This is a genomic window from Flavobacterium sp. UBA4197 (assembly GCF_002379575.1).
Taxonomy (GTDB): Bacteria; Bacteroidota; Bacteroidia; order Flavobacteriales; family Flavobacteriaceae; genus Flavobacterium; species Flavobacterium inviolabile.
This window is the reverse complement of record NZ_DFUB01000015.1, coordinates 104968-120138: the sequence shown is the minus strand read 5'-3', so window position 1 is coordinate 120138 and position 15171 is coordinate 104968. Positions and strand designations below refer to the sequence as shown.

The 15171-nt window shown below is 40.7% G+C and carries 14 protein-coding genes; 7 read left to right on the top strand and 7 right to left on the bottom strand.

Translation table 11 applies throughout. The features are described 5' to 3' along the window. Positions 1-53: 53 nt before the first annotated feature. From B3394_RS08025 to rpmH, 3 genes are all read right to left on the bottom strand, one after another. Positions 54-1010, bottom strand: a complete 957-nt coding sequence (locus B3394_RS08025) for an ion channel (protein ID WP_286914994.1) — start codon at positions 1008-1010, stop codon at positions 54-56. A gap of 165 nt (positions 1011-1175) precedes the next feature. Next, the gene (gene carB, locus B3394_RS08020) at positions 1176-4028 is read right to left on the bottom strand and encodes a carbamoyl-phosphate synthase large subunit (protein ID WP_177735928.1); all 2853 of its coding nucleotides are present in this window, start codon (positions 4026-4028) and stop codon (positions 1176-1178) included. Positions 4029-4130: 102 nt separating this feature from the next. Continuing rightward, a complete protein-coding gene (gene rpmH, locus B3394_RS08015) occupies positions 4131-4292 on the bottom strand; it encodes a 50S ribosomal protein L34 (RefSeq protein ID WP_026979292.1) in 162 nt (53 codons plus the stop codon). 259 nt (positions 4293-4551) lie between these two features. Between rpmH and B3394_RS08010 the strand changes: the two genes are divergently transcribed. Continuing rightward, positions 4552-5067 carry a DUF2892 domain-containing protein gene (locus B3394_RS08010; RefSeq protein WP_177735931.1) on the top strand — a complete coding sequence of 172 codons (516 nt, stop codon included), beginning with the start codon at positions 4552-4554 and terminating at the stop codon, positions 5065-5067. Between the two features lie 150 nt (positions 5068-5217). Then, on the top strand, positions 5218-5919 hold the full coding sequence (locus B3394_RS08005) for a TlpA family protein disulfide reductase (protein ID WP_286914977.1): 702 nt from the start codon (positions 5218-5220) through the stop codon (positions 5917-5919). On the opposite strand, the gene B3394_RS08000 is transcribed toward B3394_RS08005, so the two are convergent. Both B3394_RS08000 and B3394_RS07995 read right to left on the bottom strand, forming a co-directional pair. Beyond that, the gene (locus B3394_RS08000; protein WP_286914976.1) at positions 5916-6812 is read right to left on the bottom strand and encodes a lytic transglycosylase domain-containing protein; all 897 of its coding nucleotides are present in this window, start codon (positions 6810-6812) and stop codon (positions 5916-5918) included. The two genes, B3394_RS08005 and B3394_RS08000, sit on opposite strands and share 4 nt — an antisense overlap. A 9-nt stretch (positions 6813-6821) precedes the next feature. Next, positions 6822-7493, bottom strand: coding sequence for an alpha/beta fold hydrolase (locus B3394_RS07995; protein ID WP_177735938.1), 672 nt, complete (start codon positions 7491-7493; stop codon positions 6822-6824). Positions 7494-7640: 147 nt separating this feature from the next. Between B3394_RS07995 and B3394_RS07990 the strand changes: the two genes are divergently transcribed. After that, the gene (locus tag B3394_RS07990; RefSeq protein WP_177735940.1) at positions 7641-7922 is read left to right on the top strand and encodes a GNAT family N-acetyltransferase; all 282 of its coding nucleotides are present in this window, start codon (positions 7641-7643) and stop codon (positions 7920-7922) included. 57 nt (positions 7923-7979) lie between these two features. On the opposite strand, the gene mtaB is transcribed toward B3394_RS07990, so the two are convergent. Beyond that, positions 7980-9308: a tRNA (N(6)-L-threonylcarbamoyladenosine(37)-C(2))-methylthiotransferase MtaB gene (mtaB, locus tag B3394_RS07985; RefSeq protein WP_286914974.1), complete on the bottom strand. Its 1329-nt coding sequence runs from the start codon at positions 9306-9308 to the stop codon at positions 7980-7982. A gap of 170 nt (positions 9309-9478) precedes the next feature. Here mtaB and B3394_RS07980 point away from each other — a divergent pair, with 170 nt between their 5' ends. The 4 genes from B3394_RS07980 (at position 9479) to B3394_RS07965 (ending at position 13664) form a co-directional block, all read left to right on the top strand. Continuing rightward, positions 9479-11098, top strand: coding sequence for an ABC transporter substrate-binding protein (locus tag B3394_RS07980; RefSeq protein WP_286914971.1), 1620 nt, complete (start codon positions 9479-9481; stop codon positions 11096-11098). A 59-nt stretch (positions 11099-11157) separates the two neighbouring features. After that, positions 11158-11829, top strand: a complete 672-nt coding sequence (locus tag B3394_RS07975) for a response regulator transcription factor (protein ID WP_177735947.1) — start codon at positions 11158-11160, stop codon at positions 11827-11829. Positions 11830-11831: 2 nt separating this feature from the next. Next, positions 11832-13124 (top strand): sensor histidine kinase, encoded by a 1293-nt coding sequence (locus tag B3394_RS07970; RefSeq protein WP_286914965.1) that lies wholly within the window; start codon positions 11832-11834, stop codon positions 13122-13124. Positions 13125-13211: 87 nt separating this feature from the next. Further along, positions 13212-13664: a PepSY-like domain-containing protein gene (locus tag B3394_RS07965; protein ID WP_177735955.1), complete on the top strand. Its 453-nt coding sequence runs from the start codon at positions 13212-13214 to the stop codon at positions 13662-13664. Between the two features lie 59 nt (positions 13665-13723). Here B3394_RS07965 and aspA read toward each other — a convergent pair whose 3' ends face one another. After that, positions 13724-15115, bottom strand: a complete 1392-nt coding sequence (gene aspA / locus B3394_RS07960) for an aspartate ammonia-lyase (protein WP_286914963.1) — start codon at positions 15113-15115, stop codon at positions 13724-13726. Between the last annotated feature and the right edge of the window lie 56 nt (positions 15116-15171).

The following is a 15171-nucleotide window of genomic DNA, read 5'->3' as shown; positions in this document are numbered from 1 at the left end:
GTATCACATTTTTAAAAATAAATCAGCTTTATCAACGATACATCAGCGGCTGCTTATAATGCCACCGTTTCTATAGCGTTTAGTTTGTCGACATACAAAACCGTTTCCTGATTTTCATGATCGCCGGAAAACATTGGCAGGAATTTCGCGCCATAGACGATCTCCTTAAAAGTATAAGATGTTCTTTTAACAACCGTAGTACTGAACATATCGTCGAAAACCTTGATAAAAACCAGTATTTCACCCTGTTGTTTTTCAAAGTCTTCCTTACTAAAAGCCGCCAGCGGACTGCTCTCCGTGATAGGGTGCACCAGAGTCCAGCTCAGCGTCAGCATATTGATCTTATCCAGTTCCAAATCCAGCGTAAAGAATTTATTTACTTTCTTTCCGTCTTCTTCAAAATTCAACCCTAACGTAACTTTTGCTTCCGCTTCCATCAGGTTGGTATTTTTATAAGGTGTAAGCCGGATCATTAAGGCTTTGGAGTCTTTATAGGGAGCAATTACCGCAATATCCGAAAAACGGACCAGTGCTTTCGGCTTACTGAATCTTCCGTAAAACAAGCCGGTCGCTATGGCAAAGCTCAGCAATCCGAACAGCGCTTCCACGGAAGCGACAAAACTGGAGGCAAATCCGGTCGGACTGATGTGTCCGTAGCCCACAGTCGTAAAAGTCTGTGCACTGAAAAAGAATGCCTGACCGAATTGATTGAGCGGTGTGACGGCATTGATACCCTGCAGGTGTTCCACCCCGATGCCATAGTAAATACAGGCAAAAAGAAAATTAACCGCCAGGTAAAAGGCAAAAATGATAAACATGAATTTCCAGCGCTTCACTTCGATCATTGCATGGTACCAGCTTATTTTTTCTGCCCGTCCGATACCGACTTTCCTCACATTCGCATTTCCGTTTTTATTTACAAAACGCCCGGCATAACCGGAGGCATTCACTCCAAAGCCGGTGTTCTCATCCGCTTTAGCCCTGGAATTTATTTTCTTTAGAAAAGCCATAAGGTATATTTTAAGTAAAGCTAAAAAAAATCCGATTTCCACTATTCGGGAAACCGGGATAATTTTCACATTGCCGTACATCGATTCCGGCAATTATCCGTTTTTGCCATATTCCAATAAAAAAAGTCCCGATAAATCGGGACTCTTCAAATATAAATTGTCGTATTATTTACTTAAATACATTTTTCTTCTGGAGTACAATTCGTAGAACTGATCGTCTTTCAGGTCATCGATAAACAAGATGCTTTCTCCTGTGGATTTCATTTCCGGTCCTAAAGCTTTGTTTACATTTTTGAATTTGCTGAAAGAGAATACCGGCTGCTTGATAGCATATCCTTTCAACTGCGGGTTAAAGGTAAAGTCGGTTACTTTCTTTTCACCCAGCATTACTTTTGTCGCATAATTTACATACGGCTCCCCATACGCTTTAGCGATAAAAGGAACGGTACGGGACGCTCTCGGGTTTGCTTCAATGATGTATACGGTATCGTCTTTAATAGCGAACTGTATGTTGATCAGACCTACTGTTTTTAGTGCCAGGGCAATTTTGTGGGTATGGTCTTTGATTTGCTGCATCACAAACTCTCCTAAGTTAAAAGGCGGTAATGTCGCATTACTGTCTCCTGAGTGGATTCCGCATGGCTCGATATGCTCCATGATTCCGATGATGTACACGTTTTCTCCGTCGCAGATAGCATCAGCCTCCGCTTCAATGGCTCCGTCAAGATAATGGTCTAACAAGAGTTTATTATTTGGAATTTTGCGTAGTAAATCCACCACGTGCTCTTCCAGTTCTTCTTTGTTGATAACGATCTTCATTCCTTGTCCTCCCAATACGTAAGATGGTCTTACCAATAACGGGAAGTCTAATTTATCGGCTAATTTTGATGCTTCATCTGCACTTTCTGCTACTCCAAATTGCGGGAAAGGAATTTTTAATTCTTCCAGTAATTCCGAGAAACGTCCTCTGTCCTCAGCCAGATCCAGTGCATCAAAACTGGTTCCGATGATTTTCACGCCGTATTTAGACAGTTTTTCAGCCAATTTCAAGGCTGTCTGTCCGCCTAACTGTACGATCACTCCTTCCGGTTTTTCATGACGAATAATGTCGTAGATATGTTCCCAGAAAACCGGTTCGAAGTACAGTTTATCGGCCGTATCAAAATCGGTTGAAACCGTTTCAGGATTACAGTTAATCATGATGGTCTCATAACCGCATTCTGCTGCTGCCAATACACCGTGTACACAGGAATAATCGAATTCGATCCCCTGTCCGATGCGGTTTGGTCCCGAGCCCAGTACAATTACTTTCTTTTTGTCGGTTACAATACTTTCATTGTCTACATAACGGGTTCCGTCTGCTTTTTCAATTTCTGCCTCAAATGTAGAGTAGTAATATGGTGTTTTTGCCTTAAACTCGGCCGCACAGGTATCTACCAGTTTGTACACACGTTTTACGCCCAAATCCTCACGAAGTCTGTAAATCTGGCTTTCCAGACAGCCTAACATGTGCGCGATCTGTCTGTCGGCAAATCCTTTTTGTTTTGCTTCCAGCAACAGTTCTTTGGATAAGGTATCGATATTGTATTTTGAAATTTCTTTTTCTAAAGCATACAGTTCTTCATATTGTTTTAAGAACCACATGTCAATTTTGGTAATCTCATGAATTCTGCTCAATGGAATTCCCATGGCAATCGCATCATAAATTACGAATACACGATCCCAGCTGGCGTGCGTCAGCTTATCAATGATCTGGTCGTAATTGGTATATCCTTTTCCGTCTGCACCCAATCCGTTGCGTTTGATCTCCAACGATTGTGTTGCTTTGTGCAATGCTTCCTGGAAAGAACGCCCGATTCCCATTACTTCTCCTACAGATTTCATCTGCAATCCTAAGGTTCTGTCGGCTCCTTCAAATTTATCAAAGTTCCAACGCGGTATTTTCACAATTACATAATCTAATGTAGGCTCAAATAAAGCCGATGTTGATTTTGTAATCTGATTTTCCAATTCATCCAATGAATATCCCAATGCCAGCTTGGTTGCAATTTTAGCGATCGGATAACCGGTTGCTTTTGAAGCCAATGCCGAAGAACGGGACACACGCGGGTTAATTTCAATGGCAACGATATCTTCCTTTTCATCCGGAGAAACGGCAAACTGCACATTACATCCTCCTGCAAAGTTTCCGATGCTGCGCATCATCAAAATTGCCATGTCACGCATTCTCTGGAACGTTCTGTCTGATAAGGTCATTGCCGGAGCAACAGTAATACTGTCGCCGGTGTGGATACCCATCGGGTCCATATTTTCGATCGTACAGATAATCACGACATTGTCGTTTTTATCCCGTAACAATTCCAATTCATATTCTTTCCATCCCAAAAGTGCTTTATCAATCAACACTTCGTGGATAGGTGAAGCTTCCAGTCCTCTTGTCAGCAAATCGTCGAAATCCTCTTTTTTATGTACAAAAGCGGCTCCGGTTCCTCCTAAGGTAAAGGACGGACGGATTACCAGCGGAAAGCCGAATTCCTGAGCAATTTCTTTTCCTTTAAGGAATGAGTTTGCTGTTTTTGCCGGCGCTACCGGAATTTCAATTTTTTCTAAAAGCTGTTTGAACTGCTCTCTGTCTTCTGTAACATTAATGGCATTGACATCAACACCAATCAATTTTACATTAAAATCCTGCCAAATTCCTTTTTCGTCTGCTTCCAGACATAAGTTCAACGCTGTCTGTCCACCCATAGTCGGTAAAACAGCATCGATCTGCGGATGCGCTTTAAGGATTTCTATTATTGATTTTGTAGTTAGTGGTTTTAAATAAATATGGTCCGCCATGGAAGGATCCGTCATGATCGTTGCCGGATTTGAGTTAATCAAAATAACTTCAATTCCCTCTTCACGAAGCGATCGCGCCGATTGTGATCCGGAATAGTCAAACTCGCAGGCCTGACCGATAACGATAGGTCCTGAACCAATAATTAAAACCGATTTTATTGAATTGTCTTTAGGCATTGTGTTGTGTTGTATGTAGTTGTATTTATTTTTAACGAAAAGATATAAAAAAAGGCGTTACCATGAATTAGTAACACCTTTATTAACGATTTTAATAAATCATTATTTTTTATGTCTTGGCTCAGAAGAAACCGTTAACTTATGTCTTCCTTTAGCTCTTCTACGCGCTAATACTTTTCTTCCGTTAGCAGAAGCCATTCTTTCCATGAAACCGTGTTTGTTTCTTCTTTTTCTTTTTGATGGTTGAAACGTTCTCTTACTCATTGCTTTTTATCTTTAAATCGTGTTTTTAAAATAACAGGTCAGCTTTGAAAATTCTGTCGCTTCAAAACCGAGTGCAAATATACAAAGACTTTTATTTCTGACAAGTGCTTTTAAAAAAATATTTTAAATTCCTTTTGATAATATTATCTTTTAAGCAATTCTGCCTGCTATATCAAGGTTTTTTAACCTTCTTTGAACAAACTTATTTCGCCTGCTCATTTCATTTTATTACATTTGCAAACCTAAATACAAAAATACTATGTTTCACAGAAATATCAAACTAATCTTAGCTGCATTAATCATTGCATTAGGAATCTGGCAATTCACCGAAAACAATATTGGAAACGGTATCTTTTTAATACTTTTTTCCTCCATCTTTATTTTACTATATTTCAAAAACGAATTCATATTATTAGCCTTTTTAAAACTTAGAAAACAGGATTTTCCAGGAGCACAAAAATGGCTTTCCTATATTAAAAACCCGGAAACTGCTTTAATTAAAAAACAACAGGGGTATTACAATTATCTACACGGATTAATGGTTTCGCAGACAAATTTATCGGCGGCTGAAAAGTATTTCAAAAAAGCGATTGAATTAGGTTTAAACATGGATCAGGATTTAGCTTTAGCCAAATTAAACCTTGCCGGAATTGCAATGACCAGAAGACGAAAACTGGAAGCGACCAATCTTCTTAACGAGGCTAAAAAACTGGACAAACAGAACATGCTGAAAGACCAGATTAAAATGATGAAAGATCAGATGAAAAAAATGTAATAACATTTTGATTATCAAAAATATAAAACGCCTTTTTGGGCGTTTTTTTTTATGCCCGGTACGCAACCAAACGGTTTTAGGAACATCTTATAGTCAGATACGTTTATTTACGGCAAAAAATGCCTAACTTTACTACTTAAAGCGTTGGTTATGAAGAAATTTTACGTAACAAACATAGCTTTACTTCTTCTATCTTCTACAGTTCCTGCTCAAGATAACGGCACTATTTTGTTTTCGTATACCCTGCACAAAAACATCCGGCAGTATTCTAAAAAATCTGATTTAGCCTATACCAAAGGTGATATTGACCGGGGTACTTTTCTTTTTGATTCTCTGGTTAAGAACCAATTAACCGGAACAACATTCGACAATTTCAGCTTTAAGCGCCTCAAAAAAAGCCGTCTGTACTTAAACAGCATTAAAAAACCTGTATTCCTGATTACGTATGCATCGTGGTGTGTTCCATCTAAAGGAGAAATTCCGGCCTTAAACAAACTGGCACAGCGATACGGAAAAGACATCCAGTTTATCGTGCTGTACTGGGACCGTAAAAACAATATTAAGAAGATTGCCAAAAAATTCAACAGCCGCATTGAAGTGTGCTATGCCCACGAAACCTATAACAAGGATGCTTACCTGGTATCGACCCTGAAACACACTTTAGGTTTTCCTACATCTTATTTTCTGGATGAGAATTTAAAAGTAGTCAATATCAAGCGCGGCGGTGCCATCCTTACCGAAAAAGCAACCTTTACCAAAGCGCTTGATTTAAACTACAGAACATTCCAGGAAGGACTGAGCTGCCTGCTCATTAATGTCGATTCCCATTCCCAAAGACTGGCTAAGCACTAACGCTTATAGCCTTCCAAAGGGATATCGATGGTATATTTTTTATTCGGAGCTACGACCAGTTTTTTATCGCGAAGCCACGGATTGTGAATTTTCAGGATCTTATAATTAATGCCCTGCTCTATCGCAAACATGGCCAGGTCATCAATAGTAGCCGTCACCTCAACCTTTTTTACCGGTATTTGCTGATACAATACCTCTTTAGGCAAATCATAGCCGTATTTCACCTGGTTCTTCATGATTTCTTTCAGGGCTAAAATCCTGAAAACATAACGGGATGTTTCATCATTTAAAAGCAAATCGTAATAATCCGTTACTTTCTGACTCTCGATCTGCTTGTTCACGCCGTTCATACCGCCGTTATAGGAAGCCGCAGCCAGCGTCCAGTTACCAAATTTATCTTTAGCCGAAAGCAGGTATTTACAAGCCGCTTCTGTTGATTTTTCCAGATGGTAACGTTCGTCTACATATTCGTTCACTTCCATTCCTTTTTCTTTGGCGGTTTCCGGCATAAACTGCCATACGCCACGCGCTCCCGCAGAAGAAACGGCATTTACCAGTCCGCTTTCAATAACCGCCAGGTATTTAAAATCATCCGGAACACCATACTGTTTCAGTATCGGCTCAATTACCGGAAAAGCCCTGTTGGCTCTTTTAATCACCAAAGCTGTTGTTGCATGCAGGTTCACATTTACCAGCAATTCCCTGTCCAGTCTTTCTTTTACATCCGAAAGCGACATCGGCACCTGTTCGCCGGCAAAATCAATATTAGCCGGTAAATACACATGGTTCTTTACATCTACTTCCGTTCCGGTTCCGGTGGAGGTCCAGTGGATTAAAATACCACTGGTTATTATTACTGCTGCTACTATAGCCGTTCTTTTGATTCTGTTCATTTTGCTTTTTTATTTTTTTACATTTCCCTCTACAATCAGAGAAGGTAAATTACTGTTTAACCACCTGAATTTATTCAGTATCATCACATGTGTTCCGCCTTTAATAACAATAGCATCCTGTATGTTTTTTATCGGAAACACCTCGTCGGCATCACCGTGAATGTGAATCACCGTTGTGTCACACTCTGTCCGGCTCCAGGTAACCACCTGTTCCAATGCCCAGTCCAGATAGCGTTTATCCCTCATGGACAAAAACTTCTCGTACAGCTTTATCCGGCCTTTTGCCGTTTCGCCAAAAGCATATTTTGCCAGTACTTCAATATTCCCGAACAAACTCGTCGGAACCAGTTTGTAGGCTCTGGTTGTTTTTGCAAGTTTGATACGCTTCGGAAATTCAATCTTTGTTTTAACACTGGATATAATGATCGTTCGTCTAACCGGAATTATTTTCGCTATTTCCTGCACCAGTATCCCGCCAAAGGAAACACCTACCAAAACAGGCTGCGCTTCCGTTATTTTTTCAGCCATCCGTTTCGCATAGGATTGCAGGCTTTCTTTAGGCTCCGGCAAAAACCATTCCAGTAAATGCACTTCAAACTGATCTTCCGGTAATTGGATATGTTCAAATATAGATGGATTGGCGGCCAATCCGGGCATAAAATAAACAGGTATTTTACTCATTATCTGATGTTTTAACGCTTTACTAACGCAAATTCTGATGATTTTTTCCGAATTTTGCATAAAAATAATTCATTCCGAATGATTTTACAATCTCATTTCGCTTTAAATTATTATCAATTTATTTCTTCGATATGAATACACTACATTATGGAAATTAAAGACAACGAATTATTAAGACAATTCGAGAATCACACCGAAACCGGGCTATTAGCCGTTGAATATGCTATTCAAGAACGAAAATTATTTTTAACCAAACTCAATCATGCCGAAAATCAGGATCCCGAATCCATCAATGAGTTTTTAAAAAGCGTTATGTCTATTGCCGAAGAGAGAAAACTTCGTGTCGTACCCACACATCCCAAGATTACTTCTTTTTTTAGAAAAAATCCGGTTTACAAGGAGTTACTTCCGCCGGGAATTAAAATATAAAACATTAAAAAAGCTCGTGATCAACACGAGCTTTTCTTTTACCTTAAAAACCGGGTTTTATACCGGGACATTCCGGAATTCCATACGAACCATTCCGTCTTCGTCAATTTTAGTTAAGTGTATATCGTGCAGCGTATTAACCAGTTCCGGATTCCATGGTGTTTTCACCTTTACATAGTTTTCTGTAAATCCATGGATATAGCCTTCTTTATTTTCTCCTTCAAACAACACGGTACGGTTGGTTCCCAGTTGGCTTTCATAGAACGCTCTTCTTTTTTTAACCGATAGTCCTCTCAGCATTTTACTTCTTTTGCTTCGTACATTCATCGGCACCACATCTTCCATCATGACCGCTTCGGTATTATCCCTTTCCGAATATGTAAACACGTGCAGGTAAGAAATATCCATTTCATTCAGGAAGTTATAGGTTTCCAGGAAAAGCTCATCTGTTTCGCCCGGAAAACCAACAATAACATCCACCCCGATACAGGCATGCGGCATCACTTCCCGGATTTTAGCAACCCGGTCCTGATACAATTCCCGCAGGTATCTTCGTTTCATTTTTTTCAATATCGTATTGCTTCCGGACTGTAACGGAATGTGAAAATGCGGCACAAAAGTTCTGCTTTTCGACACAAAATCAATCGTTTCATTTTTCAGCAGGTTCGGCTCGATAGACGAAATACGCAAACGTTCAATTCCCGCTACTTCATCCAGTGCCTGCACCAATTCGTAAAAAGTATGTTCGTGTTTTTTATTCCCAAACTCTCCTTTTCCGTAATCCCCGATGTTAACACCGGTAAGCACAATCTCTTTAATGCCCTGTTCCGATATTTCTTTGGCGTTTTTCAGCACATTATCCATCGTATCGCTACGGGAAATCCCTCTTGCCAAAGGAATCGTACAATAGGTACATTTATAATCGCAACCATCCTGAACTTTCAGAAAAGCACGCGTTCTGTCGCCAATAGAATAACTGCCCACATAAAAATCGGCATCTTCAATCTCACAGGAATGCACTTCTCCCATGTCGTTTTTGGACAGGTCGTTGATATAATCGGTAATCTTAAATTTTTCGGTGGCACCCAAAACCAGATCCACTCCATCCACCGCAACCAGCTCTTCCGGTTTTAGCTGAGCATAACAACCCACAGCCGCCACAAAAGCTTTATCGTTATTCTTAAGTGCTTTTTTTACAATCTGCTTAAACTGCTTGTCTGCATTCTCTGTTACCGAACAGGTGTTAATCACATAAATGTCGGCAATATCCTCAAAATCCACACGATCGAAGCCTTCGTCCTGAAAACTGCGCGCAATTGTTGATGTCTCTGAAAAATTCAGTTTACATCCCAACGTATAAAAAGCAACTTTTTTTCTGTTTTCCATAATGATAAGCTACTTATGAAGTAGTAACTTTAGTTATATTTACATCTTTTTAAAAAAGAGTTTGCAAATTTACATACAAATTTCGGTTTGGTAAAATCCATAAGGACATTTGTATGGCTAATTCACAACATATTAAGACTTTACAAGAACAGCACCGTATTTTTTATTTAATGAAATCAATAATCTTTTACATATCAACATTTTGCCTTTCCCTTTTCCTTGTTTCCTGTGGAAAAAACAGCACCGAAGGAAAAGAACATCTGGTTTTCCGGTATAACGAAAGTGCAAATGTGAGCTCCCTTGATCCGGCTTTTGCCAAAAGCCAGGCTATCATCTGGCCTTGTAATTTGCTTTTTAACGGATTGGTGCAACTGGACGACAGTTTGCACATTCAACCTGACCTTGCCAAAAAATGGATGATTTCCAATGATGGAAAAACCTATACATTTACCCTGCGAAACGATATTTACTTTCATAAAAACAGTCTTTTCGGAAAAGACAGCACCCGCACCGTTAAGGCTTCCGATTTTGAATACAGCCTGAAACGACTGCTGGATGAAAAAGTAGCCTCACCCGGCGGATGGATCTTGCAAACGGTGGAAAGTATGCAGGCAAAAAACGACAGTATTTTCGAAATCCGGTTAAAAAAACCGTTTCCTGCCTTCTTAGGTTTATTATCGATGAAATATGCGTCGGTAGTTCCGAAAGAGATAGTTGACACACCGGGTTATGATTTCCGGGCAAAACCGGTTGGCACCGGACCTTTCCGGTTAAAACTCTGGGAAGAAAACGTAAAACTGGTACTGCGCAAAAATCCGCTGTATTTTGAAAAAGATGAAAAAGGCGTATCGCTTCCGTACCTCGAAGCCGTAGCGGTCACTTTCCTGCCGGACAAACAAAGCGGCTTTTTACAGTTTGTCCAGGGAAAACTGGATTTTGTTTCCGGTCTGGATCCTTCCTATAAAGACGAGATCCTCACTCAGGACGGTACTTTACAGCCCAAATATAAAAATGATATCAACCTGATTACCGGTGCCTACCTGAACACCGAATACCTTGGCTTCCGAATGGACGGAACCGACAAAACAATTCTGGACAAACGCATCCGCCAGGCGATGAATTACGGTTTTGACCGTAAAAAGATGATCCTTTACCTCCGAAACGGCATGGGTACGCCGGCAACCAGCGGAATCATTCCGGCCGGATTACCGGGTTATAACCATCAGCAAGGATACGATTACAATCCTGTAAAAGCAAAACAGCTGATCTCGGAATACAGGAAGGCGACCGGAAATACCAAACCGACCGTTTTTTTAACGACCAATGCGTCTTATATTGACATTACCGAATACCTGCAGCGGGAATGGCAGAAAATCGGGCTGGACGTCCAGGTCGATGTCACGCCGCCGGCAACATTGCGCCAGGCGATTGCCACCGGAAAAGTTAGCTTTTTCCGCGCCAGCTGGATAGCCGATTATCCGGATGCCGAAAATTACCTTTCCCTGTTTTACAGTAAAAACTTTGCCCCGAACGGCCCGAATTATACCCATTTTAAAAATGAGGCATACGATGCGCTATACGAGCAGGCTTTTTTAGAAACCGACAACGAAAAGCGCTATGCTTTATATCAGAAAATGGATGCCATCATTATTAATGAAGCGCCCATCATTCCTTTATTCTATGACAGAGTAGCCCGTTTTACGCGCAAAAATGTACAAAACTTAGGAATTAATCCTTTAAATTTATTACAGCTGAAAAGAGTAAAAAAGCTACCGCCGGACAATTCCTAATTCTTTCCGAAATTCCGGATTAGATTGCCTCCATTTATTTAATTTTTATAAGCAAAAGGATGAAAATTCTAATAATAGAAGATGAAAAAGGGCTTCGAGAAGTCATACAGCAATCGCTCGAAAAAGAGAAGTTTATTGTTGAAACTGCGGCGACATTTAACGACGGACTGGACAAACTGGGCAGTTACGATTACGACTGTGTTGTGGTGGACATCATGCTTCCGGACGGCAACGGTCTTGATTTAATTTCGGAAATCAAGGCAATTCATAAAAAAGAGGCTATTATTATCATTTCGGCCAAAGATGCGGTAGACGATAAAGTAAAAGGGCTGGACATTGGTGCCGACGACTACCTGAGCAAACCTTTTCACCTGGCAGAACTACACGCCCGTATCAAATCGGCGATACGCAGAAAAAGCCATAACGGCGATACACTGCTGCGCTGGAACAACATTTCCCTATCACCGGAGCAACGCCTGGTAAAGGTGGACAACGAAGAGCTTACGCTAAACCGGAAAGAATTTGACCTTTTGTATTATTTTATCATCAATCCGAACCGCCTGATCAACAAAACCGCCCTGGCGGAATATGTATGGGGTGATTATATCGACCAGGCAGACAATCTGGATTTTGTGTATTCCCAGATCAAAAACCTGCGTAAAAAATTAAAAGATGCCGCTGCCGAGATAGACATACAAGCTGTTTACGGCATCGGTTACAGAATGAGCTAAACATGAAACTTCAGGTCTATACATTACGCTATCTGCTCATTGCCTTACTGGGTGTTATCGCACTTTGGGCAAGCCTTTTCTATATGGTTATCCTGGAAGAAGTGTATGACAATATAGACGACGGCCTGAAAAACTCCAAGCTGCTGATTATCCGGAAAGTGAATGAAAACCCGAAGTTTTTAACGAATTACGAATCGGAAATCAACCAGTTCACGATAAAACCGCTGCCCAAAGGCAATTACCCGGTTTACAATGACGACGACGATGACGATCCTAACGATGTGTTTGTAAATTCCCATCAGTATATGGAATATGACGACGATTACGAACCGGTACGCCTTTTAAAAACAATGTTCATTGCTGCCGACGGCAATCCGTATGCGCTCACCATCAGCGCTTCCATGGTGGAAGAGGATGAATTGCTCGAAGACCTGATGGCAGCGCTGATCGCTTTGTATATCATGCTGGTCGTGAGCATCATCGTTATTAATTATTTTATTTTAAAAAGAGTATGGAAATCCTTTCATGCGTTACTGGAAAAGCTTCGAAATTTCAAACTGGGAACCGGAACCACTTTTACGGCTCCACATTCCCCTATTGACGAATTTAAAGTGCTGGGCAAGGAACTGGAAGGACTGTTACAGCGAAATGAAGCCACCTATGCGAGCCAGAAACAATTTATAGAAAATGCTTCTCACGAATTACAGACTCCGCTGGCGATCAGCATCAACCGCCTGGAATTGTATGCCGAGAACAATCTTTTAACGGAAGCCCAGATGGACGATATCGGAAAAATAACCGACACGCTTTCCCGTCTGGTCAAACTGAACAAATCACTGCTGATGCTTTCCAAGATTGAAAACAAACAGTTTCCGGATGAAGAACGCATTGATTTTAATGATCTGACGGCTAAAATTGTATCCGATTTTGAGGATTTTGCCGATTTCAAACAGGTAACCATCAGCATCACCCAACAGGAACCGTTGCTTTTCACCATGAATAAAGGACTGGCTGTAACCTTACTCAGCAATCTTATCAAAAATGCCATCCTGCACAATCACACCAACGGTACTGTAGCCATTTCGCTTTCCCAGAACCAGCTGAGTATCCGGAATTCGGGCACAGAAAAGGCTCTGGATGCCAATTTTATTTTTAACCGTTTTTCCAGACACAGCACAAACGAGCATTCCACCGGCTTGGGCTTAGCCATCGTAAAATCAATTATTTCGACCTATAATCTAAAAATTTGTTATAAATTTGAAGAAGGACATGTTTTTACCATTACGTTCCCCTAAATAAATAAAAAAACATTTTTCCGGTTTTTCCCAATTGTTTCCTAATTCCGATTGTAATCTTGTATCAAATATTAAAATCAATCAAATATGAAAACATTATCAAATTTCCGTTTTGCAAGCCTTATTATTTTATTTACGCTTTTTACAGGAGTAACAGCAAATGCTCAAAAATCGAACATCACACTGTCTCAGTTACCGGCTACCGCGCAGGATTTCCTGAAGAAACATTTTCCGAAGCAAACGCCTAATTATATTTTAAAAGACGAAGAAACGTTCTCTTTGGATTATAAAGTACAGCTTGCTGATGGTACCGAAATCGAGTTTGACCGAAAAGGCAACTGGGAAGAAATTGACGGAAACGAAAGACCTATCCCAAACACTGTAGTACCTGCTACGATTGTAACGTATATCCAGAAAAACTACAAAGGGGCTTCGATTGTAAAAATCGACAAAGGTACTTGGGATTATGAAGTGGATCTGGACAACGGTCTTGAATTGAAATTCAACAAAAGCGGTGAATTCCTTAGAATTGACAAATAATAACCGCTTCCTATAAAAAAAGCCTCATCAAAAGATGAGGCTTTTTTTATGACCCGGATTTATCGTTTGGGTGCCAGCATGTTTTCCGGATTTAAAATATCATCCAGCTGTTCTTTGGAAAGGATGTTGTGTTCCAAAACCAGATTATACACGCTTTTACCTGATTCTAAAGCTTCTTTAGCAATCTTGGTACTGTTTTTATACCCGATATACGGATTTAATGCGGTTACTATACCAATGCTGTGCAGTACCATTTCGCGGCAATGCTCCACATTTGCCGTAATACCGTCAATACATTTAAGACGCAGTGTGTCCATACCGTTCGCCAATAAAGCCATCGATTCCATAATGGCATAGGTTAACACCGGCTCCATAACATTCAGCTGCAGCTGACCTGCTTCGGCAGCCATCGTTACCGTCAGGTCGTTCCCGATAACACGGTAACAAACCTGGTTCATCACTTCCGGAATTACCGGATTTACTTTCCCCGGCATAATGGACGAACCCGGCTGCATGGGCGGCAGGTTGATCTCATTAAATCCGCAGCGCGGTCCGGAAGACAGCAAGCGCAAATCGTTACAGATTTTAGAAATTTTAATGGCCATTCTTTTCAATGCCGAAGAATAGATCACATACGAACCGGTATCCGGTGTGGCTTCAATAAGGTTAGGCGCCGAAACAAACGGATGCCCGGAAACTTTCGCCAGGTTCTCCGCACAAAGCTCGGCATATCCCGGAACGGCATTCAATCCGGTTCCAATGGCTGTCGCTCCCATATTGATCTCAAAAAACAACGCCGAATTTTGGTTTAACCGGGCAATTTCCTCTTCCAGGTTTGCCGCAAACGCTTCAAATTCCTGCCCTAAGGTCATTGGAACCGCATCCTGTAACTGGGTTCTTCCCATTTTTAATACCGTTTTGAACTCCTCTCCTTTTTTACGGAAAGCGGCAATCAGTAATTTTAAATGTTCAATTAACTGGATATTGGCATTTATTGTGGCTAATTTTATCGATGTCGGATACGCATCATTGGTTGATTGCGAAAGGTTAACATGGTCATTTGGGGAACAGTACTGGTATTCGCCTTTCTGGTACCCCAACAGCTCCAAAGCCCTGTTGGCAATCACTTCGTTAATATTCATATTTGTCGATGTTCCGGCACCACCCTGAATCATGTCGATTGGAAATTCCTTGTCGAACTTCCCGTCTATCACTTCTTTGGCAGCCTTAACAATCGCCTCTTTTAATTTCTCTTCCAATAGTCCCAATGTAAAATTGGTTTCGGCAGCAGCCCATTTCACATAAGCCAGTCCTTTTATAAATTCCGGAAACTGATACAGCTTCACGCCCGAAATATGAAAATTATCAATCGCTCTTTGGGTCTGAATCCCATAATATGCATTTTCAGGAACGTTTAAGTCCCCTAACAGGTCGTTTTCAATTCTATACATTTTATGCTATTTTTAGTATTAAAATTACATTAAAGGTACTTTTTATTTTAGAGATA